Genomic DNA, 20,223 nt, shown 5'->3' with positions numbered 1-20,223 from the left:
GGTCCGCACGGACACAGCACGACCATGAAAGCCCTCTATTCCTGGATGGACGCGTCGGCGGTACTGTTCGACCTCGACGGCGTCCTCACACCTACGGCCGAAGTTCACGAGACCGCCTGGCGTGAACTTTTCGAAGGGTATCTGGCCCGCTGGCCCGAACGCCGGCCCTACAGCGGCAGCGACTACTTCGCCCATATCGACGGAAAGCCCCGTTTCGACGGGGTGCGAGACTTCCTCGCCTCCCGCAGCATCGTCCTCCCGGAGGGCCCGCCCGACGACGACCCGGCGAGCGACACCGTATCCGGGCTCGGCAACCGCAAGAATCGGCTGTTCAACGACATCGTCGCCTCGCGTGGGGTGCGCCCGTTCAGCGGATCGGTGCGTTTCGTTCAGGCAGCCCAGCAGCGCGGCCTGAAGCTCGCGGTGGTCTCATCCTCGCGGAACGCCGCCGCAGTCCTCCGCGCCGCCGGACTCGAGGAATATTTCCCGGTCGTCGTTGACGGGACGGCGGCGGCCGGGGCGGGACTCCCCGGCAAGCCCGATCCTGCCACCTTCGAGTATGCCGCCGCACTCCTGGGGCTGCCCACGGCGTCCTGCATTGTGGTCGAGGACGCCGTCTCCGGCGTCCGCGCCGGCAGCGCAGGCCGCTTCCATTCGGTAATCGGCGTCGAACGCGGAGCCGGCAGGCAGAACCTGCTCGACGCCGGCGCCACCCTGGTGGTTGATGACCTTGACCAACTCCTCTAGCATTCCGCTCCCCCGCCCACCAATTCCGAAGGGCTGCCGATCATGGCACTGATCAACGCCGACCGCGACCGTTTTCCCTGCCACCCCTGGCAACTGGTGGAGACCTGCTTCGAGGCGGGCGACACCGGGGCGCTCGAGACGATTTTCGCCGTCGGCAACGGTTTCCTGGGTGTGCGGGGAGCCCACTGGTCCCCGGCGGATGCCGAACTGCCCGGCAGCTTCATCAACGGTTTCCATGAAACCTGGGACATCCAGCACGCGGAGAATGCCTTCGGTTTCGCCCGCACCGGGCAGCGCATCCTGTACGTGCCGGACGCCAACAACTTCACGGTCGTCATCGACGGCGAAACCCTCACCCTCGCCGGCTCCGCCGTCGTGGATTACCGGCGCACCCTTGACTTCACCACCGGCCTGTACGAGTGCCGGGTGACCTGGGCGTGCCGGTCCGGGGCAACGGTCACCACGGTGGAGCGCCGGGCCGTGGGGCAGCAGACGCGCGGCGGCCTGGCCATCACCCTCGAGCTGACGACGGACCGGCAGGTATCGGTCGACATCACCTCCTCAATCGTGAACCGGCAGGACCAACCGGCCGAGGACCACTCCAGCCACGATCCACGCCGCTCCGGCCGGCACGCCGAACGGGTGCTGCTGCCCCTGCGGCTGGAGGGCAGCAACGGCTCGCTCCGGCTCGCCTGGGAGACCTCCGAGTCCAAGCAGAAGATCGGCGTCGCCGTCGACCACCGGATCTCTGGTCCCCAGCAGCCTTTCACCACCCAGGCCGACCAGGACGAGAGCGTCGTCCGGTACGTGCTGGCGGTCGATGAAGGCGCACCCCTGCTGCTCGAGAAGAGCGTCGCCTATGCCTTCACCACCGCCGGTGACGGTTCCGACATCGAGGAGGCGGCTGAAGCGGCCCTGAAAGGCACTGCGGCGATCTTCGCCGAGAGCGCGGCGCACTACCGGCGTTACTGGTCGACCGCCGATATCCGGATCGGGGGCCAGGAGGAACTCCAACAGGCCGTGCGGTGGAACCTGTTCCATCTGGAGCAGGGCACGGCGCAGGCGGGAGTCGCCGGAATCCCGGCCAAGGGCGTGAGCGGCTCGGGTTACCAGGGCCACTATTTCTGGGACCAGGAGATCTACCTGCTTCCCTTCCTCACCTATTCGAACCCCCGCGGCGCGCGGCAGGTGCTTGAGTTCCGCCACGCACTCCTTCCCGAAGCCCGAATGCGCGCCGACGAGCTGAACGTTGACGGAGCCCTGTTTCCCTGGCGCACCATCAACGGGCTGGAGGCCAGCGCCTACTACGCATCCGGCACAGCCCAGTTCCACATCGGCGCCGCAATCGCCTTCGCGGCCAACCGGTACAGCTGGGCGAGCGGCGATACCGCCTTTCGACAGTCCGAGGGCGCCGACCTGATTATCGAGACGGCGCGGATGTGGATGTCCCTGGGCTTCTTCGGCAAGCGCGGCGCCTTCCACATCCATGGCGTCACCGGTCCGGACGAGTACACGGCGGTGGTGAACGACAACCTCTATACGAACGTCATGGCCAGGTTCAACCTCCGCGCCGCCGCGGACCTTCAGCACCCCGGCGTCGACCAAGGCGAACGGGACCTGTGGCTGCAGGCAGCTGCGCGCATGCAGATGCCCTACGACGACACCCTCGAGGTGTACTCCCAGGACGCCGACTTCATGACCCTCGAACCGTGGGACTGGTCAACTCCCCGCTCGCAGTACCCGCTGCTGCTTCACTTCCACCCACTGGTGATCTACCGGCACCAGGTGCTTAAGCAGGCGGACACCGTGCTGGCCATGTTCCTCCAGTGGCAGGACTTCACCGCTGCGGAGAAGCAGCGCGCGTTCGACTTCTACGATCCGCTCACCACCGGCGACTCAACGCTTTCGCCCTGCGTCCAGGGCATTATGGCCGCGGAGGTCGGCTACGGCGACGTCGCACTGGCCCACTTCACGGACGCCGCCTTCATCGACCTTGACGACTCCCATGCGAACACCATCGACGGCGTCCACATCGCCGCCGCCGGAGGGGTGTGGCTGTCACTGGTCAATGGCTTTGCCGGTTTCCGTGACCAGGGCCCGGTGCCCTACTTCGACCCGCGGCTGCCCGCGGCGTGGACCTCCCTGGCATTCCACCTGAAGCTCCGCGGCGGCACGCTGCAGGTCGAACTGGTCCGCGGATCGATCACTCTGAGCTTCGACGGCGACGGCCCCCTCGACGTCCAGGTGCGGGACGAACTGGTCTCGGTGGGCGCCCGGGAGGTGACGGTGTTGCTGCCTGCCCGCGAGGCGCCGGTGCCGTCGGTGTTCCGCAGCAGCTTCGCAACCGCAGGCATGCCCATCGTGCAGGCACGCCCCACCAGCCAGCGGGCCCCGTCGACCGGTCAGCAGGCCCCGTCGGCCGACCAGCGGGCGGCCCACTGAGGCAGAAATCAAGGGCTCCCGGGCGCCGGGGAACGTACAATCGCAGGTAGGAGCAAAGGCGGCCCGCCCGGGCCGCGGACCGGACCGTCCGTGAAGCCCGCCAGCCGCCGCCGCTCCCCATCCACGGGTTAGGACATGCCATGGCAATGCAGGCGGAGCTCGCGGAGCCCCGCGAGCGGATCCTTTCCGCCCCTGCTGCTCGAGAAGAGCGTCGCCTATGCCTTCACCACCGCCGGTGACGGTTCCGACATCGAGGAGGCGGCTGAAGCGGCCCTGAAAGGCACTGCGGCGATCTTCGCCGAGAGCGCGGCGCACTACCGGCGTTACTGGTCGACCGCCGATATCCGGATCGGGGGCCAGGAGGAACTCCAACAGGCCGTGCGGTGGAACCTGTTCCATCTGGAGCAGGGCACGGCGCAGGCGGGAGTCGCCGGAATCCCGGCCAAGGGCGTGAGCGGCTCGGGTTACCAGGGCCACTATTTCTGGGACCAGGAGATCTACCTGCTTCCCTTCCTCACCTATTCGAACCCCCGCGGCGCGCGGCAGGTGCTTGAGTTCCGCCACGCACTCCTTCCCGAAGCCCGAATGCGCGCCGACGAGCTGAACGTTGACGGAGCCCTGTTTCCCTGGCGCACCATCAACGGGCTGGAGGCCAGCGCCTACTACGCATCCGGCACAGCCCAGTTCCACATCGGCGCCGCAATCGCCTTCGCGGCCAACCGGTACAGCTGGGCGAGCGGCGATACCGCCTTTCGACAGTCCGAGGGCGCCGACCTGATTATCGAGACGGCGCGGATGTGGATGTCCCTGGGCTTCTTCGGCAAGCGCGGCGCCTTCCACATCCATGGCGTCACCGGTCCGGACGAGTACACGGCGGTGGTGAACGACAACCTCTATACGAACGTCATGGCCAGGTTCAACCTCCGCGCCGCCGCGGACCTTCAGCACCCCGGCGTCGACCAAGGCGAACGGGACCTGTGGCTGCAGGCAGCTGCGCGCATGCAGATGCCCTACGACGACACCCTCGAGGTGTACTCCCAGGACGCCGACTTCATGACCCTCGAACCGTGGGACTGGTCAACTCCCCGCTCGCAGTACCCGCTGCTGCTTCACTTCCACCCACTGGTGATCTACCGGCACCAGGTGCTTAAGCAGGCGGACACCGTGCTGGCCATGTTCCTCCAGTGGCAGGACTTCACCGCTGCGGAGAAGCAGCGCGCGTTCGACTTCTACGATCCGCTCACCACCGGCGACTCAACGCTTTCGCCCTGCGTCCAGGGCATTATGGCCGCGGAGGTCGGCTACGGCGACGTCGCACTGGCCCACTTCACGGACGCCGCCTTCATCGACCTTGACGACTCCCATGCGAACACCATCGACGGCGTCCACATCGCCGCCGCCGGAGGGGTGTGGCTGTCACTGGTCAATGGCTTTGCCGGTTTCCGTGACCAGGGCCCGGTGCCCTACTTCGACCCGCGGCTGCCCGCGGCGTGGACCTCCCTGGCATTCCACCTGAAGCTCCGCGGCGGCACGCTGCAGGTCGAACTGGTCCGCGGATCGATCACTCTGAGCTTCGACGGCGACGGCCCCCTCGACGTCCAGGTGCGGGACGAACTGGTCTCGGTGGGCGCCCGGGAGGTGACGGTGTTGCTGCCTGCCCGCGAGGCGCCGGTGCCGTCGGTGTTCCGCAGCAGCTTCGCAACCGCAGGCATGCCCATCGTGCAGGCACGCCCCACCAGCCAGCGGGCCCCGTCGACCGGTCAGCAGGCCCCGTCGGCCGACCAGCGGGCGGCCCACTGAGGCAGAAATCAAGGGCTCCCGGGCGCCGGGGAACGTACAATCGCAGGTAGGAGCAAAGGCGGCCCGCCCGGGCCGCGGACCGGACCGTCCGTGAAGCCCGCCAGCCGCCGCCGCTCCCCATCCACGGGTTAGGACATGCCATGGCAATGCAGGCGGAGCTCGCGGAGCCCCGCGAGCGGATCCTTTCCGCGGCCTACCGGCTCTTCATGCAGCGCGGCATTCGGGACGTGGGCGTCAACGAGCTGATCCGCGAGGCGGGGATCGCCAAGGCGACCTTCTACTACCACTTTCAGTCGAAGGACGACCTGGTCCTCGCCTTCCTCGCCCGCCGGGAGGAGCTTTTCACTGACGGCTACCTCGTCGCGGAATCCACCCGGCGGGGGAACACCCCCGAGGAGAGGCTGCTCGCCATCTTCGACGTCCTCGACGAGTGGTTCCACCGGCCGGACTATGAATCCTGTTCCTATGTGAAGGTCCTGTTCGAGCTGGGATACAGCCACCCGCTGGGCCGCGCCAGCGCCGAGTACCTAACAAAGATGCGGGTGGGCGTCCAGACCCTCGCTGGGGAGGCGGGCCTGATTGACCCCGAGGGCTTCGCCCATGCCTGGGTGCTGCTGATGAAGGGCGCCATCGTGGCGGCTGCCGAGTGCGACCCCCAGGCCGCCCGGCGCGCCATGCCGCTGGCGCGGTGGCTGATCGACCAGCACCAGTTGGCCGTCCGGGTCTGAGCGGAAACGCTCCTCCGGCGCCCCGGATGGGCGCCGTGGCGGAGCGTCGTGCCCTAGCGACAGCCCCCGGGCGAATGTATAGTAAGCATACTGACGAATCGTTGCCGGTTCGTCACCGCCCGTTCCGATTGAAGGAGACACGATGAGCACGAAGGTCGAAAAGCGCATCCTGGTGAACGTGCCGGTGAGCACTGCCTACAACCAGTGGACCCAGTTTGAGGACTTCCCCCAGTTCATGGGCGGCATCAAGAGTGTGACCCAGCTGAGCGACGACCGACTCGAATGGGTGGCCGAGATCGGCGGAATCCGGCGCCAGTGGGAGGCGAGGATCCTGGAGCAGGTGCCGGACCGCAAGGTCTCCTGGGCGGCCACCGAGGGCGCCACCAACGCCGGTTCAGTGACCTTCGAGGACCTCGGAGGCAGCCAGACCTCCGTCACCCTGTTCCTCGAGTACGAGCCCGAGGGACTCGTGGAGAAGGTCGGCGACAAGCTGAACGTCGTCGAGAAGCAGGCCGAAGGCGATCTTGAGCGGTTCAAGGCGTTCATCGAGTCCGAAGGATACGCCAGCGGCGCCTGGCGCGGCTCCGTCAATGAGGGCGGCGCCGTCGGCACCCCCGGTGTCGAGCACGCGGCCGAATCCCGCGGCGACTCCGGCAAGGCCGGGGTTTCGGGCAAGGTCGTGGCCGGAGCTGTCGGCCTGGCCGCCGCTGCCGCGGTCGGTGTTGCCGCCGCCGGGCGCAGCAAGGACTCCGACACGGAGGTGGACCAGACTGCCACCCCGGTCACCACGACTCCCGTCACCGGGACCGTGACTGCTCCGGCCGGCGTTGCCTCCGACGACGTCGCCGACCGGGACGTGTCCTCGCCCTTCGACCAGACCAACGGCCTGGCCGATGTCGACGGTGAATCCGACGGGACCGCGCAGAGCGATACCACGAGTGCGGCGGACCGCCTCCCGGACCGCGGCGACGATCCGCTCCGCGGCGACCGGCCGATCCGCTGACCTAGGCTCCCGCCCTCCCGGGAGAGACACCACGAAGCCCGCGGCCGCCCGGCCGCGGGCTTCTTGTGTCGGCGGGCCCGCGCCGCCTAGGCTGGCGCCACATCGACCCAGGAGAAAGAGCGGGCGCACACCCCATGGCAGAGAACAAGACCCAGCCGACCGACACCGATCCGGCGGCGTTCCTTGAGAGCGTCCCGAACGCCTCCCGCCGGCGCGACGGATTGGCACTGCTGGCCCTCATGCGGCAGGTGACCGGTGCCCCTCCCGTCATGTGGGGGCCCTCGATGGTGGGCTTCGGCCGGTACTCCTACCGCTATGCTTCGGGACGCGAGGGTGACGCGCTCGCCGTCGGGTTCTCGCCGCGCAGTTCGGCCCTGGTCCTCTACGGATTGACCGGCGCCCCGGAAGCGGCCGGGCTTCTGGAGCGGCTCGGTCCGCACCGCACCAGCGTCGCGTGCCTTTACGTCACCTCGCTGGCCAAGGTGGACATGGGCGTCCTTGAGGACCTGATCCGCATTGGATACGCCCACATGACCACCACCGACTTCACCGTTCCGCCCGCCTGAGCGGACCCGGAGCGCACAGCGGCGGCCGTCCGGACCCTCAGACCACGACGGCGGACCGCGGCAGCTCCGAGTCCGTGAGGAGGGACGCCACGGCGCGCGCGATCTTTGCGCCGCCTCGGACCGACGGCTCGATCGGATTGGCGTAGTCGGCGTCCTCGTCGCAGATCAGGCGCAGATCGATCAGGGGCACCGCGCGCGAGAACGCCGCCCGCGTGATGCAGTCGTTGAACACCGCAAGCGCGGTCCGGATGACCGGCTGGTTCGGCTCACCCGGAGGCGTGTCGTAGATCGAGCACACCGCCACGGGAAGATCCACCGCCGTCACTGCCTCCAGCATCGCGTCGTAGGCGGCGGCAAACTGCCGCTGGGCAGCGCTCAACCGCACCAGCGCTGCGGCAACGTTGGCCACCTTCTCGTCGAGCAGGTACGCGGATCGAAGGGCGTCGTTGCCTCCAACACTGACCACCAGGTGTGTGGCATCGGAAGGCAGGGACCGGATCTGACGTTCGACGCCGGCGATCACCTCCCCATCGACCGCCAGCAGGGACGCCCGCCAGTCCGGCGGGAGGGCGCCGCAGAGCTGCCGCACCACATCGGGGCCGCCCGGAACGTAGCCGGCGTTGTCGAAGATCGAGTCTCCGAGCAGTATGGCGTGACCCGCTGCACCCCCCGTAGTCCATGCCGGCATGCCGCCAATCTACCAAGACGGCCGGCTGCGGGGCTGTAGTTGAACAGGCACGACCGATGACGGCGGCTCCTGGCTCCCCCGTGCCGAGGGAAGGTCGGGCCCGCCCCCGGATGCCCGAAGCGAACCGACGGCCCGCAGGGGAATTTAGCCGCCCTTCGGATAGTTAGTACACTAAGTAAACCAGGACGCTGCGGCTCAGCCGCGGGATGGGTGATCGGAAGGATTCGAAGATGGCGCGCAATGACGGTTTTGCTGTTCGGTTCATGGGAATCACGGGGAAACTACGGATGTTCTTCGGGCCGGCACAGCAGGGCTCGGTGGCCGGACCTGTCGTCTACCGCGACGACGCCGCCCAGCAGGACCGCCAGCGTCAGCTGCAGCAGTGGGAGGTAGTGCGCAACTCCGACGGGTCCACCTACCTGGTGAACCGGGCACCCGGGACCTGAGGCACGTCTGCCGCTCCCCCCTTGCCGTGCCGGTCGAAGCGGCATAGGTTTCCCCCATGGAACGCGTGAGTGGTATCGGTGGGTTCTTTTTCGCTTCTTCCAATCCTGCGGGGCTGGGACAGTGGTACGAGGAGCACCTTGGGGTCGCCCCGCCGCCTCAGAGCTACGACACGCCGCCGTGGTGGCAGGAGCAGGGGCCGACCGTGTTTACCGGCATGGATCAGGACTCTCCGCCGCTCGCCCCGGGCCGGGGGTGGGCCGTGAACTTCCGGGTGCGAAACCTCGACGCCATGGTCGCCCAGCTCGAGGCGGCCGGCATCCCAGTTGAACGCGATCCCGACGAATACCCCAACGGCACCTTTGCGGGTCTTCAGGACCCCGAAGGGAACTCGATACAACTCTGGCAGCCGGCGGGAACCGACCTCGGCCGCCCACGGACCGGCGAGGGGTAGCCGGCAGGCGGATGGCCCGGCCAGCGGGCGCAGACCGGATACTGCCCGGGAGGTGCAGGGGCTGCGCCGCATCGACCGTCGGGAGAGCGGGCCGACAATAGTTTTTTCCTTGACTGTTTATTTTGTCGGTGGCAGTCTAATGCCATGCTTTCAATCCACGCCATCGACAACCGGGACGCTGCCGTCGCCTCGCTCGACCCCATCAAGTCGCGGCTGCTCGAGGAACTTGCCGAACCCGGCTCGGCGTCCTCCCTGGCCGCGAAGGTGCAGCTTCCTCGACAGAAAATCAACTACCACCTGCGAGCGCTCGAAGCCGTCGGGCTGGTCTCCCTCGTCGAGGAACGCCGGCGGGGGAACATGACCGAGCGCCTGGTACAGGCTACGGCCGCGTCCTACGTGATCACCCCGTCGGTGCTCGAGCCCGTGGCGCCGGACCCCGCCCGGTTCGCCGACCGCTTCTCGGCCTTCTGGCTCCTCGCCCTCGCATCGCGCATGGTCGGTGAACTGGGGCGGCTCATCGCCGGCGCAGCGAAGGCGGACCGGCAGCTTGCCACCTTCGGCATCGACGGGGAGCTTTCCTTTCGATCCGCCGCGGACCGGGCCGCCTTCGTCGAGGAACTCGGCACCGCCGTGGCCCGCCTCGTCGAGACCTATGATTCCCCCGCAGACACCCCCGGAGGGCGCCGCCACCGGCTGATCATTGCCCTCCACCCCACCCCGAAAGAAAGCGCATCACGCCCCGTTTCAAAGGAGAAGCACAATGAGCACTGACCGGTCCTTCGAGATCATCGTCGACACCACGCTGGGCGCCCCGCCGGAACGGGTCTGGAAGGCCGTGACCGAGGCCGAGCCCGCGTGGATGTTCCCCACCGACGACTGGGAGGCGGAGCGGATCGTCAATGAGTTTCCGCGGCACCACATCAGCCGCATGGAGGGGCCGGACGGCTGGTTCAACCAGCTCGAACACGTCCTGACTCCCCACGGAGACAACGGCTGCCGGCTGCACTACGTGCACAGCGGGATCTTCGTCGACAACTGGGATGAGCAGTACGACGGCGCCTCCGCCCACACCGCCTTCTACCTCCACACCCTCGACCAGTACCTGCGCCACTTCGACGGGCTCGACGTCGCGTTCACCGACATCCAGGCCCCCGCGGCGTCACAGGTCCCTGAGGGTTTCACCCGGCTCCTTGACGCTCTCGGGCTGGACGGGGCCGCCCAGGGCGAGCGGCCCGTGGTGAACCTGCCCGGTGAGGGGCCGACCGAGGTCGAGGTCGACTACCGGAATGAACACTTCCTCGGGCTGCGGTCCGCCGACACCCTCTACAGGTTCTTCGGACGCAACGCCTGGGGCGCTCCCGTCGGCCTGACGGTCCACCGCTTCACCACCGGCGCGGCCGCGCCGGCCGAGGTCCAGCCCGGGGAGTGGGAGGCCTTCTTCGAGAAGGCCTACGCCTGAGCCAGCCGCCCCGCAGGCGGTCAACCTCTGCCGTCTGCTTGCCCGGCGCCGGTGACGGTGGCAGGGTTCCCTCATGGACTCCCCAACCGATCCGCGCGTCGATGCTTACCTTGCCGCACTGCCGCAGTGGCAGCGGGACATCCTCACAGAGGTCCGCGCGCTCATCCATGAGGCCGACCCGGAGGTCACCGAGACCATCAAGCGGCGGGTCCAGCCGTACTTCGTCCTGCAGGGCAATGTCTGCGCGTTCCTGGCGGCGAAGGACCACGTCAATGTCTTCCTCTACGACGGGGCGATCGTGCCGGACCCGGAGGGAATCATCACCGCCGGGTACGGCAATGCCACGGCTCGCACCGTGGCCTACCGCGAGGGCGAAACGGTCAACGCACCGGCCCTGACCGCCATGATCCGCCAGATCATCGCCAACAACCGGGCCGGCGGCTGGCGCCGGATCAAGGCCTCCCGGTAGCGCCCGCTGCGGCCGGCGGTTTCACCGCCACGGCGAAGATCCGCCGGAAGGGGAACACCGTGCCGAAGGACTCGGCCGGGTAGGCCTGCCGCAGCAGCCGGGCGTAGCCCTCCTCGAACTCGGCCGCCTCGGCCTCGGGCAGGGCCGCCAAAACCGGGCGCAGCCCGGTGCCGCGCACCCACTCGAGCACCGGGTCCTCCCCCTGCAGCACCTGGTGGTACACCGTCTCCCAGGCATCGACCTGCAGCCCCTCGCCCGCGAGCAGGCGCAGGTACCCGCCGGGTTCGTCGACCGCATCGGCGTGGCGAAGCACCCCCCGCAGCGCGGAGTCCCAGCGGGGGGAGTTGGCATGCCGGCGCATCAGCGCGTGCGAGGGCGCGTCGAAGTTTCCCGGAACCTGGAAGGCCAGCCAGGCGCCCGAACCCATCGCGGCCGCCCACTTCCGCAGCAGCTCCCGGTGTCCGGGCACCCACTGCAGCAGCGCATTCGAAACGATGACGTCGTCCTCCTGCCCGGGCAGCCAGGTGCCGGCGTCGCCCGTGGTGAACGTCAGGTTGGCCGGCCGCCCGCCGACGTCCCGCGCCCGCGCGATCATCTCCGGCGAGGAATCGATGCCGACCACCTCGGCCGCCGGCCACCGGCGGGCAAGGGCCGCGGTAAGGTCACCGGGCCCGCAGCCCAGGTCGACGACGCGCCGCGGGCCGGGGTGGCCGATGCGGGAGACCAGGTCGAAGAACGGCCGTCCGCGCTGGTCGGCGAACTCGGCGTACTTCCGGGGGTCCCATCGCATAGCTCAGGCTAACCGCACCACGGGTAGGCTGAAAGCACCATGAGGATCCAAGAGCATCTCCCCGCCCACCCGTCCGGCCTCCACCAGGCGGACGCCGTGTACGAGGCCTTCACCGCCTGGGCAGGCTCCCGCGGGCTGGCGCTGTACCCCGCGCAGGACGAAGCGGTGCTCGAGCTCGCCTCGGGAAGCAACGTCATCCTGGCCACCCCCACCGGCTCCGGAAAGTCCCTCGTGGCCATCGCGGCGCACCTGCTCTCCTTCTCCGAAGGCCGGACCAGCTACTACACCGCGCCGATCAAGGCCCTCGTCTCGGAGAAGTTCTTCGCCCTGACCGAGATCTTCGGCGCAGAGAACGTCGGCATGGTCACCGGCGACTCAAGCGTCAACTCCGACGCCCCGATCATCTGCTGCACCGCGGAGATCCTCGCCAACATCGCGCTGCGGGAGGGCGCCGCCGCGGAACTGGGAACCGTCGTCATGGACGAGTTCCACTTCTACTCCGACCCCCAGCGCGGCTGGGCCTGGCAGGTGCCGCTGCTTGAACTGCCGCAGGCCCAGTTCCTGCTCATGTCCGCCACCCTCGGCGACGTGAGCCTGTTCGAGAAGGAGCTCACCACCCGGACGGGGCGGCCCACCGCCACGGTGACCTCGGTGGACCGGCCCATTCCGCTTCACTTCTACTACGTCGAAACCCCGGTGCAGGAGTCGATCGAGGAGCTGCTCTCGACCAACCAGGCCCCGGTCTATGTCGTGCATTTCAGCCAGGCCGAGGCCATCGAGCGGGCGCAGAGCCTGATGAGTGTGAACGTGTGCAGCCGGGAGGAGAAGGACCGCATCGCCGAACTGATCAGCACCTTCCGGTTCTCCTCGGGGTTCGGCAAGACCCTCAACCGGTTTGTCCGCCACGGCATCGGCGTGCACCACGCGGGCATGCTCCCCAAGTACCGGCGGCTCGTGGAGCAGCTGGCGCAGGCGGGCCTGCTGAAAGTCATCTGCGGCACCGACACCCTCGGCGTCGGCATCAACGTCCCCATCCGCACGGTGCTCCTCACGGCGCTCAGCAAGTACGACGGCGTCCGGACCCGCCTGCTCAACGCCCGGGAGTTCCACCAGATCGCCGGGCGGGCCGGCCGGGCCGGCTACGACACCGCGGGCACCGTCGTGGTTCAGGCCCCGGAACACGTCGTGGAGAACACCAAGGCGATGGCCAAGGCCGTCTCCAAGTTCGGCGACGACCAGAAAAAACTTCGCCAGGTGGTGCGGAAGAAGCCGCCCCAGGGGTTCGTTTCCTGGGGCAAGCCCACCTATGAGCGGCTCGTCGACGGCGTACCGGATCCGCTGACCTCCTCCTTCACGGTCAGCCACTCGATGCTGCTGAACCTGCTCGAGCGCCCGGGTAACCCCTTCAAGGCCGCGCAGCGGCTCCTCGGGGAGAACCATGAGTCCCGCTCCTCGCAGCTGCGGCTGATGCGCCGGGCCATCGGAATCTACCGGGAACTGGTGGCCGCGGGGATCGTGGAGAAGCTGCCCGAGCCGGACGCCGACGGGCGCCAGGTCCGGCTGAAGGTGCACCTGCAGGCGAACTTCGCCCTCAACCAGCCGCTGTCCCCGTTCGCCCTCGCCAGCCTCGAACTGCTCGACCCCGAGGCGCCGGCCTACGCCCTCGACGTCGTCTCGGTCATCGAGGCGACGCTGGAGAAGCCCCGGCAGGTGCTCTCCGCCCAGGAGAAGAAGGCCCGCGGCGAGGCGGTCGCCGCCATGAAGGCCGACGGCATCGACTACGACGCCCGGATGGCCCGGCTCGAGGAGATCAGCTACCCGCAGCCCCTCGCCGAGCTGCTGCAGCAGGCCTTCGACGTCTACCGGGCCGCGGCCCCGTGGCTCGGCGATTTCGAGCTGGCCCCGAAGTCCGTGGTGCGGGACATGTACGAGCGGGCGATGAGCTTCGGGGAGTACGTGGCGTTCTACGCCCTCACCCGGTCCGAGGGCATCCTCCTGCGCTACCTCGCCGACTGCTACAAGGCGCTGCGGCAGACAGTTCCGACGGACGCGCTGCGCGAGGACCTCAGCGACATCATCGAATGGCTCGGCGAACTCGTCCGGCAGGTCGACTCGAGCCTGCTCGACGAATGGGCACGGCTGAGCGCCGGCGAACCGGCCGGAATCGACACCGGCCCCGAGGTTGACCTGCCCGAGGAGCCGCCGTCGCTGACCTCAAACGAGCGCGCCTTCCGGGTGATGGTGCGCAACGAGATGTTCCAGCGCGTGCAGCTGTTCGCCGACGAGCGCGACGAGGCGCTGGGGGCACTCGATGCCGACTCCGGCTGGACGGCGGACCGGTGGGCCGAGGCTCTGGACGGGTACTTCGAGGAATACGAGGATATCGACGACGGGCCGGAGGCGCGCGGGCCGAACCTGCTCATCATCGAGAAACTGCCCGGTGTGTGGAAGGTCCGGCAGATCTTCAAGGATCCCGCCGGCAACAATGACTGGGGCATCAACGCCGTCATCGACCTGGCCGCCTCCGACGCGGCCGGCACCCCCGTGGTGGAGGTCACCGGGGTGGGCGCGCCGTAGGATACGGTCCCCGCCGCGGCACAGGCCCTCGATAGGCTTGGAGGATGAACACCGTCCGCGAAGCCCGTCCCGGCGACGTCCCCACCATCCTCCAGCTCATCCACGACCTGGCCATCTACGAGAAGGAACCGGATGCCGTGAAGAACACGGTCCCCCGGCTCCAGGAGGCCCTTTTCGGCGCCAGCCCCTCCGTGTACGCCCACGTGGCCGAGGCGCACGGAGAGATCCAGGGCTTCGCCCTCTGGTTCCTCAACTACTCGACGTGGGAGGGCGTGAACGGCATCTACCTCGAGGACCTTTACGTCCGCCCCGGCGCACGCGGCGCCGGACACGGCAAGGCCCTGCTGCGCCGGCTCGCGCAGATCGCCACGGAACGCGGCTACGCCCGGGTGGAGTGGTCGGTGCTCGACTGGAACGAGCCCTCCATCCGTTTCTACGAGAGCCTGGGTGCCCGCCCGCAGTCCGGGTGGTCCACCTTCCGGCTGACCGGCGCCGCCCTCAGCGGCTTCGCCGGAACGGCCGCACAGTGAGCGCCGCGGCGGGCGACGGCTTCTCCAGCGGGCCCACCTTTGAGATGCGGGGCCTGCGTGCCACCGGCCACACCTTCACCGTCCCTCTTGACCACGCCCGGCCCGACGGCGAGACCATCTCGGTCTTCGCCCGGGAATACACCTCCACCGATCACGACGATGCCGCCGTCGGGGCCCTGCCCTGGCTATTGTTCCTCCAGGGCGGCCCGGGCGGGCGCGGGAACCGTACGACGCAGCTCGCCGGCTGGATGAAGGCCGCCGCCGAACGCTTCCGCATCCTGATGCTCGACCAGCGCGGCACCGGCCTGTCCACCCCCGCCGACGCCCTGACCCTCGCCGCCAGGGGCGGCCCGGCCGAGCAGGCCGAGTACCTGGCCCACTTCAGGGCCGATTCGATCGTCGCTGATGCCGAACTCATCCGCCGGCGCCTGGTGGGAGCCCCCTGGACCATCTTCGGGCAGAGCTACGGCGGGTTCTGCGCGCTGAGCTACCTCTCCTTCGCCCCGGAGGGCGTCGAGCGGGCGCTCATCACCGGCGGCCTGCCGCCCCTTCAGGGCTCGCCCGACGAGGTGTACACGGCGACCTACGCACGGGTGGAGGAGCGCAACCGGGAGTACTTCGGCTGGTACCCCGGCGACCGCGGCCTGCTGACGCGGATCGCCCGGCACCTCGAGGAGGTCGAGGAGCACCTGCCGACCGGGGAGCGCCTGAGCGTCCGCCGGCTCCAGATGATCGGCTCCTTCCTCGGCGGTAATACGCGCGTCGACGCCCTCCACTACCTGCTCGAGGACGCGTTCCTTTTGACCCCCGGCGGGCCGAGGCTCTCGCAGGTCTTCCTCGATCAGGTGGGCGCGCTCGTCTCCCGCAGCTCCAACCCGCTTTACGCCGTGATGCACGAGTCGATCTACTGTCAGGGCGGTGCCTCGGCGTGGTCGGCCGACCGGGTGCTCGGGCGTTATCCGCAGTTCCGGCCCGACGCCGCCGACACCCTGCTCACCGGAGAGATGATCTACCCCTGGTACTTCGAGGAGGATCCGTCCCTCGCGCCCCTGCGGGAGACCGCTGAACTGCTCGCCCGGAAGGAGGACTGGGGGCCCCTCTACGACCCCGGGGCGCTGCGGCGCAACACGGTGCCCGCCGCGGCGGCCGTCTACCGGGACGACATCTATGTCGACCGCAGCCTCTCCCTCCGGACCGCTGCGGCGGTCAAAGGCCTGCGGGTCTGGGAGACGGCGGACTTCCACCACGACGGCATCTCCGATGACGGCGAGGCGATCTTCAACCGGCTCCTGGAGATGACCGGGGACCACTAGGGCCGGCCGGCGACGGGTGCCGGCCCGGCGCCTCCCGCGGGCGGAACGGGCCGGCGGCGAGCACAGGGGCCGGTGCAGGCAGTGACGCGCGCGAAGCGGGGTCGTGGTTCCCGGCAGCACCTGCCTTGTCAGTCAAGGGTTTCATCACTTTTGCCGCCCGTTTACTTGGGGCCGTGCCGAAGTTAGGTTGGTGCGACCGGCGGCGCCCCCGCCGAACGGACGCCGCAGCGGCCTCCGTCCCAGCCCGACACCGGGCCCGGGAAGCACCCGGGCCGCGAAGGAGCGAAAGCGATGACTTCAAATGCAGAACAGCCGATGACGGACGACAGCATCCAGGTACGCCAGCTCAGCCACTACCAGTTCTCATGGATCGCCGGGGAAGCCGGGCAGCCCGGCACCTACACCCTCCAGCTTGTCCTCGACCAGGGTGCCTGGGAGGAAGTCCTGACCCTCGACCCCGACGACGCGGACAACCTGCAGGACCTGTTGTCCACCGCCAAGACGGTCTACTACGACGTGCGCCGCCGCACGCTCATGTTCGGCACCACCCGCACCGGCGAAAGCTAGGGGTGCGGCCCGGCGGACGACGTCACGCAGCCGCAGGCCCCTGTTCAACCCGGCCAGGCCTCAGTACCCTGTGAACCAGGGCTATTGAGGAGGAAACCATGTTGGACGACCAGGATATTCTCGGACGCATCAAGTCTCTCGTGACGGAGGAACACGACCTCCGGAGCGCAGGGGACGACAGCGCCCGCGGCGGGCAGAATGCCGCCCGGCTGCAGCGCCTTGAGCAGGACCTTGACCAGTGCTGGGATCTGCTGCGGCAGCGCCGCGCTCGAAGCGAGTTCGGCGACGACCCGGACAAGGCAGCGCCGCGGCCCATTTCACAGGTTGAGGGATACCTGCCGCGGAAGTAGTTGAGGCGCCGGAATCCAGGCAACAGAGGCAAGAGGCCCCCACCGCTCCGGCGGTGGGGGCCTCTTGCTCGTTCACGCCGCCGGGCACCAGCCCCACGGGGATCGGGCGGCACCTGAGCCCGGAGGACCTCAAGGGCCCACGCGTGGGCGTTTGATCCGCCGGCCGCCGAGCGGCTGCGGGAGCTGAGCGGGCGCCTGCTGGGGCTCCTTCACGATCTAGCGGTCCCTTTGGGGGAGCCCCCAACACATCGGGCCCGGCACCCGCGCTCTGCGCTGGTGCCGGGCCCGATCCTGTCGTGTCGGTCAGCTCTCGAGGTCCGAGTTCCGCGCCTTGGCATCGGCGGCGGCGAGGTCCTCGTCAACCTTCGCGCTTCGCCCGCGCGAGCTGAGCAGGCTCGCGACGACGGCCACGACGATGGTCGCCACAATGACGGCGAGGGAGACGAACGTCGGGATCTCCGGAGCCCACTCGATGTGCTCTCCGTTGTTGATGAACGGCAGTTCGTTGACGTGCATGGCATGGAGCACGAGCTTGACGCCGATGAACGCGAGGATGACCGACAGCGCGTGCTTGAGGTACACCAGCCGCGTCATCAGCCCGCCGAGCAGGAAGTACAGCTGACGCAGGCCCATCAGCGCGAAGATGTTCGCGGTGAAGACGATGAAGGCGCTCTGGGTGAGCCCGAAGATGGCCGGAATCGAGTCGACCGCAAAGAGCAGGTCGGTCAGGCCGATCGTGACGAACACGACGAGCATCGGGGTGAACACCTTCTTGCCGTCCACCACGGTGCGGACCTTGCCGCCGTCGTAGTGATCCGACATGGGCAGCACCGAGCGCAGCTTGGCGACAAGCTTGTTGTCCCCTGCGTCCTCCTCGTCCTCGCCCGTGTCCTTTGCCTGCTTGTACGCCGTGTAGAGCAGGAATGCTCCGAAGATGTAGAACACCCAGCTGAAGTTCTCGATCACGGCGGCACCCAGGGCGATGAAGATGCCCCGCAGGATCAGCGCGATGATGATGCCCACCATCAGCACCTCCTGCTGGTATTTCCGCGGGACGGAGAAGCGCGCCATGATGATGATGAAGACAAACAGGTTGTCGATGCTCAGGCTGTATTCGGTCACCCAGCCGGCGACGAACTGTCCGCCGTACTCAGGGCCGGTAAAGATGAACATGATCGCCGCGAAGATCAGCGCCAGGGAGACGTAGAAGGCCACCCAGAGGCCGGCCTCACGCATCGAGGGCACGTGCGGGCGCTTCACCACGAGCAGCAGGTCGAACAGGAGGATGATTCCAAGAACGACAAAGGTGCCGACTTCGAAAGCAAGAGGTAATTCGGGCATGGAGCGCCTTTCGAGGATCGCGATGGAGGTCCGTAAGTCTCTCCGCCGTGGCACCCTGCCAGCCGACCGCTACGCCCGGCGGGGCGTCACTGCCCTGCGTGTTGACGTTCGTAGCGCTTGGGATACTCCCCTACGTAGGGTCAATCCTACCGGCGGGGTGCTGATATGGGGAATCACGTCCGCCCGCCGCGACCGCCGCCACATACTTGGACACCTCGGGGGCGTTCCAGTACCCCCCGTGGCCCTGCACAGTGCCGGCGGCGTCGGGGTCGGTGAGCTCGACGTTCACCGCGCCGGGCACGGGACTGCCGACGGGATCGGTGGCGCGCCAGAAGTTCGCCCACCCGGTGGAACGCCCGGCCACGGTCCCGAACCACCCGGGAGTGAAGTAGGCCGGGAAGAATGCGGCGTAAAGGGAGACCAGCGGCGAGCCGGTAGTGACAAGGTGCAGCTCCCGGCAGCCCCGAAGGGCCCGGGTCTCCGCCACCAGCCAGGCGCAGATCACGCTCCCCTGGCTGTACCCGACGAGCGCGACCCGGGTGGGCCCGAGCCGGGCAGCCTCCTGCTCGATGCCTGCGATGACCGCCTCCCGGTAGGAGGCACCGGCCAGAGGGTGGTCGCGGACCGGCCAGAAGCCGGCCGCGTCGGCGGCCCTGCCGAGCACCTCCTGCACCGTCCGAAGCTGCCCGAGCAGCAGGGTGAGGACTGCGGCGGCGCCGGCCAGCTGGAGCAGCAGCACCGCGAGGGCGAGCCACGGCCCGCCCAGCCGGCCCTCCCCGAGGATCATGGCTGCGCCCATGCCCCCCGCGCCCAGTGCCGTGCCGGCGGGCAGGACGCGCGGAAGGAGAGCGGGGGCCCCAGCGACGACGCGGTGCCACCACCGCAGGCGCGGCTCCCTGGCACCAAAGAGTGGCCCCAGCCCGAGCCGCCGGTCCAGCAGAAGCACCGCGGCGGCCGAGAGCACGGGCCCGGCCAGGGCGATCAGGGCGAGCAGCGGGAACAGGTCGAGCCGGCTGTCGCCGGCGTCCATCGGGTCGTCCCAGGCCAGCAGCACGCGCACGGTGGGCGCGTCGTACTCCTGGCTGCCGAACAGCCGCACGACGTAGCCGAGGAGGCCGTCCAGGAGCATCCGGACCAGGGCGTTGACCGAGTGCATGAGGAACAGGGCGAGCAGGAGGAGGCCGGCGGCGGCGCCCTCCGGGGCCCGGGAGCGGCCGGTTGCTCCCACCCCGGCGCGCCGGCGCAGCGGGCTGACGATGGTGGGCAGCATCAGGGCGCCGAGGCTCAGGGCGATCCACAGCGCCATGGCGTCGAGACGCTGGACGCCGTCGGGGCCGGGGGTCGAGGGCCACGCCGGGGAAAGGGTCCCCGCCGGGAGGGTCAGCGCCAGCAGCGCTCCGGCCGCGAGGAGGGCGCCGGCGTGGAGCTGGGCCGCGGTGCGGCTGCGCCGGGGAACCTCATGCTGCACCCGGATGACCCGGAACCACCGGTACGCGATGAATGCGGCCAGGGCCGTCGCCGCGGCGGCGGGGATGCCCCGGGCGGGACCCTCGGCGGCGCCCGGCAGGCCGAGGGGACCGGCCACGTGCTCGAGGACCGTCTCGCCGAGGACCACCAGCCAGGCCAGCTGGCTGAGGGTGAGCAGCACCGAGCCCACGTGCAGCAGCACCGCCGACCGCGCGGCGGTGGCGTGCCCGGGGCGCTCGAGCATGCGGCCGGCAACGTTGGCCAGCGTGAACGGGAAGGCCAGATACCACAGGAAGCCGGTCCTCCGGCGGTTCGACCGCGACCAGTTGATCAGGCTCAGGCGGTGGGGCGGAAGCAGCGGAGGGTCGACGGCCTCGGCCCAGGGGTTGAGCCGGGTCACCCGGGCACTGGTGATGCTGCTCAGGTGCTCCTGCTCCCCCACTCCGTGCACGCGGATCTCCGCGAAGCCGTCCCCCCGCTCCGGCATG

Annotated in this window: 19 protein-coding genes and 1 pseudogene; 16 read left to right on the top strand and 4 right to left on the bottom strand. The window is 69.0% G+C overall.

Translation table 11 applies throughout. The features are described from left to right. The first annotated feature begins 24 nt into the window (after positions 1–24). The 6 genes and pseudogenes from GVV77_RS03165 (at position 25) to GVV77_RS03140 (ending at position 7,286) form a co-directional block, all read left to right on the top strand. The gene (locus tag GVV77_RS03165; protein WP_159616321.1) at positions 25–747 is read left to right on the top strand and encodes an HAD family hydrolase; all 723 of its coding nucleotides are present in this window, start codon (positions 25–27) and stop codon (positions 745–747) included. Positions 748–789: 42 nt separating this feature from the next. Beyond that, positions 790–3,189, top strand: coding sequence for a glycoside hydrolase family 65 protein (locus GVV77_RS03160; RefSeq protein ID WP_159616319.1), 2,400 nt, complete (start codon positions 790–792; stop codon positions 3,187–3,189). A gap of 189 nt (positions 3,190–3,378) precedes the next feature. Next, positions 3,379–4,914: pseudogene (locus tag GVV77_RS03155) on the top strand (glycoside hydrolase family 65 protein); the annotation flags it as partial. Between the two features lie 215 nt (positions 4,915–5,129). Beyond that, positions 5,130–5,717: a TetR/AcrR family transcriptional regulator gene (locus GVV77_RS03150; RefSeq protein ID WP_246199611.1), complete on the top strand. Its 588-nt coding sequence runs from the start codon at positions 5,130–5,132 to the stop codon at positions 5,715–5,717. A gap of 142 nt (positions 5,718–5,859) precedes the next feature. Further along, a complete protein-coding gene (locus GVV77_RS03145) occupies positions 5,860–6,720 on the top strand; it encodes an SRPBCC family protein (RefSeq protein WP_159616315.1) in 861 nt (286 codons plus the stop codon). A 134-nt stretch (positions 6,721–6,854) separates the two neighbouring features. Next, positions 6,855–7,286, top strand: coding sequence for a DUF1801 domain-containing protein (locus GVV77_RS03140; RefSeq protein WP_159616313.1), 432 nt, complete (start codon positions 6,855–6,857; stop codon positions 7,284–7,286). Positions 7,287–7,323: 37 nt separating this feature from the next. On the opposite strand, the gene GVV77_RS03135 is transcribed toward GVV77_RS03140, so the two are convergent. Continuing rightward, complete coding sequence (locus tag GVV77_RS03135) at positions 7,324–7,974, bottom strand: SGNH/GDSL hydrolase family protein (protein ID WP_159616311.1); 651 nt, start codon at positions 7,972–7,974, stop codon at positions 7,324–7,326. A 230-nt stretch (positions 7,975–8,204) separates the two neighbouring features. Between GVV77_RS03135 and GVV77_RS03130 the strand changes: the two genes are divergently transcribed. The 5 genes from GVV77_RS03130 to GVV77_RS03110 all read left to right on the top strand — a co-directional run bounded on the left by GVV77_RS03130 (position 8,205) and on the right by GVV77_RS03110 (position 10,800). Beyond that, complete coding sequence (locus GVV77_RS03130; RefSeq protein WP_159616309.1) at positions 8,205–8,420, top strand: hypothetical protein; 216 nt, start codon at positions 8,205–8,207, stop codon at positions 8,418–8,420. A gap of 56 nt (positions 8,421–8,476) precedes the next feature. Beyond that, positions 8,477–8,872, top strand: a complete 396-nt coding sequence (locus tag GVV77_RS03125; protein ID WP_159616307.1) for a VOC family protein — start codon at positions 8,477–8,479, stop codon at positions 8,870–8,872. A gap of 144 nt (positions 8,873–9,016) precedes the next feature. Further along, complete coding sequence (locus GVV77_RS03120) at positions 9,017–9,643, top strand: ArsR/SmtB family transcription factor (RefSeq protein ID WP_159616305.1); 627 nt, start codon at positions 9,017–9,019, stop codon at positions 9,641–9,643. Beyond that, positions 9,633–10,331 carry an SRPBCC family protein gene (locus GVV77_RS03115; protein WP_246199610.1) on the top strand — a complete coding sequence of 233 codons (699 nt, stop codon included), beginning with the start codon at positions 9,633–9,635 and terminating at the stop codon, positions 10,329–10,331. The genes GVV77_RS03120 and GVV77_RS03115 overlap by 11 nt, the downstream gene beginning before the upstream one ends. Before the next feature lie 73 nt (positions 10,332–10,404). Beyond that, a complete protein-coding gene (locus GVV77_RS03110; protein ID WP_159616303.1) occupies positions 10,405–10,800 on the top strand; it encodes a DUF1801 domain-containing protein in 396 nt (131 codons plus the stop codon). On the opposite strand, the gene GVV77_RS03105 is transcribed toward GVV77_RS03110, so the two are convergent. After that, on the bottom strand, positions 10,784–11,590 hold the full coding sequence (locus GVV77_RS03105; protein ID WP_159616301.1) for a trans-aconitate 2-methyltransferase: 807 nt from the start codon (positions 11,588–11,590) through the stop codon (positions 10,784–10,786). The genes GVV77_RS03110 and GVV77_RS03105 overlap by 17 nt on opposite strands. Before the next feature lie 39 nt (positions 11,591–11,629). Here GVV77_RS03105 and GVV77_RS03100 point away from each other — a divergent pair, with 39 nt between their 5' ends. The 5 genes from GVV77_RS03100 (at position 11,630) to GVV77_RS03080 (ending at position 16,927) form a co-directional block, all read left to right on the top strand. After that, complete coding sequence (locus GVV77_RS03100) at positions 11,630–14,167, top strand: DEAD/DEAH box helicase (protein ID WP_159616299.1); 2,538 nt, start codon at positions 11,630–11,632, stop codon at positions 14,165–14,167. A gap of 44 nt (positions 14,168–14,211) precedes the next feature. Further along, positions 14,212–14,697: a GNAT family N-acetyltransferase gene (locus tag GVV77_RS03095; RefSeq protein WP_159616298.1), complete on the top strand. Its 486-nt coding sequence runs from the start codon at positions 14,212–14,214 to the stop codon at positions 14,695–14,697. 44 nt (positions 14,698–14,741) lie between these two features. After that, the gene (locus tag GVV77_RS03090) at positions 14,742–16,010 is read left to right on the top strand and encodes an alpha/beta fold hydrolase (protein ID WP_159616957.1); all 1,269 of its coding nucleotides are present in this window, start codon (positions 14,742–14,744) and stop codon (positions 16,008–16,010) included. 291 nt (positions 16,011–16,301) lie between these two features. After that, positions 16,302–16,577 (top strand): hypothetical protein, encoded by a 276-nt coding sequence (locus tag GVV77_RS03085; protein WP_120168307.1) that lies wholly within the window; start codon positions 16,302–16,304, stop codon positions 16,575–16,577. Positions 16,578–16,678: 101 nt separating this feature from the next. Continuing rightward, the gene (locus GVV77_RS03080; protein ID WP_159616955.1) at positions 16,679–16,927 is read left to right on the top strand and encodes a DUF2630 family protein; all 249 of its coding nucleotides are present in this window, start codon (positions 16,679–16,681) and stop codon (positions 16,925–16,927) included. 303 nt (positions 16,928–17,230) lie between these two features. Here GVV77_RS03080 and GVV77_RS03075 read toward each other — a convergent pair whose 3' ends face one another. Next, positions 17,231–18,268, bottom strand: coding sequence for a TerC family protein (locus tag GVV77_RS03075; protein ID WP_159616297.1), 1,038 nt, complete (start codon positions 18,266–18,268; stop codon positions 17,231–17,233). A gap of 130 nt (positions 18,269–18,398) precedes the next feature. Next, positions 18,399–20,222: a hypothetical protein gene (locus tag GVV77_RS03070; RefSeq protein WP_159616296.1), complete on the bottom strand. Its 1,824-nt coding sequence runs from the start codon at positions 20,220–20,222 to the stop codon at positions 18,399–18,401. Position 20,223: the final 1 nt, after the last annotated feature.

The sequence above is a fragment of the Arthrobacter zhaoguopingii genome (assembly GCF_009828605.1).
Lineage (GTDB): Bacteria > Actinomycetota > Actinomycetes > Actinomycetales > Micrococcaceae > Arthrobacter_D > Arthrobacter_D zhaoguopingii.
Note: the sequence above shows the minus strand (reverse complement) of the source record. Positions and strands in the feature narration are given on the sequence as shown.

Coding starts and splice junctions, on each gene's coding strand:
- GVV77_RS03165 (WP_159616321.1), top strand. CDS start 25: ATGAAAGCCCTCTATTCCTGGATGGACGCGTCGGCGGTACTGTTCGAC.
- GVV77_RS03160 (WP_159616319.1), top strand. CDS start 790: ATGGCACTGATCAACGCCGACCGCGACCGTTTTCCCTGCCACCCCTGG.
- GVV77_RS03150 (WP_246199611.1), top strand. CDS start 5,130: ATGGCAATGCAGGCGGAGCTCGCGGAGCCCCGCGAGCGGATCCTTTCC.
- GVV77_RS03145 (WP_159616315.1), top strand. CDS start 5,860: ATGAGCACGAAGGTCGAAAAGCGCATCCTGGTGAACGTGCCGGTGAGC.
- GVV77_RS03140 (WP_159616313.1), top strand. CDS start 6,855: ATGGCAGAGAACAAGACCCAGCCGACCGACACCGATCCGGCGGCGTTC.
- GVV77_RS03135 (WP_159616311.1), bottom strand. CDS start 7,974: ATGCCGGCATGGACTACGGGGGGTGCAGCGGGTCACGCCATACTGCTC.
- GVV77_RS03130 (WP_159616309.1), top strand. CDS start 8,205: ATGGCGCGCAATGACGGTTTTGCTGTTCGGTTCATGGGAATCACGGGG.
- GVV77_RS03125 (WP_159616307.1), top strand. CDS start 8,477: ATGGAACGCGTGAGTGGTATCGGTGGGTTCTTTTTCGCTTCTTCCAAT.
- GVV77_RS03120 (WP_159616305.1), top strand. CDS start 9,017: ATGCTTTCAATCCACGCCATCGACAACCGGGACGCTGCCGTCGCCTCG.
- GVV77_RS03115 (WP_246199610.1), top strand. CDS start 9,633: ATGAGCACTGACCGGTCCTTCGAGATCATCGTCGACACCACGCTGGGC.
- GVV77_RS03110 (WP_159616303.1), top strand. CDS start 10,405: ATGGACTCCCCAACCGATCCGCGCGTCGATGCTTACCTTGCCGCACTG.
- GVV77_RS03105 (WP_159616301.1), bottom strand. CDS start 11,590: ATGCGATGGGACCCCCGGAAGTACGCCGAGTTCGCCGACCAGCGCGGA.
- GVV77_RS03100 (WP_159616299.1), top strand. CDS start 11,630: ATGAGGATCCAAGAGCATCTCCCCGCCCACCCGTCCGGCCTCCACCAG.
- GVV77_RS03095 (WP_159616298.1), top strand. CDS start 14,212: ATGAACACCGTCCGCGAAGCCCGTCCCGGCGACGTCCCCACCATCCTC.
- GVV77_RS03090 (WP_159616957.1), top strand. CDS start 14,742: ATGCGGGGCCTGCGTGCCACCGGCCACACCTTCACCGTCCCTCTTGAC.
- GVV77_RS03085 (WP_120168307.1), top strand. CDS start 16,302: ATGACTTCAAATGCAGAACAGCCGATGACGGACGACAGCATCCAGGTA.
- GVV77_RS03075 (WP_159616297.1), bottom strand. CDS start 18,268: ATGCCCGAATTACCTCTTGCTTTCGAAGTCGGCACCTTTGTCGTTCTT.
- GVV77_RS03070 (WP_159616296.1), bottom strand. CDS start 20,222: ATGCCGGAGCGGGGGGACGGCTTCGCGGAGATCCGCGTGCACGGAGTG.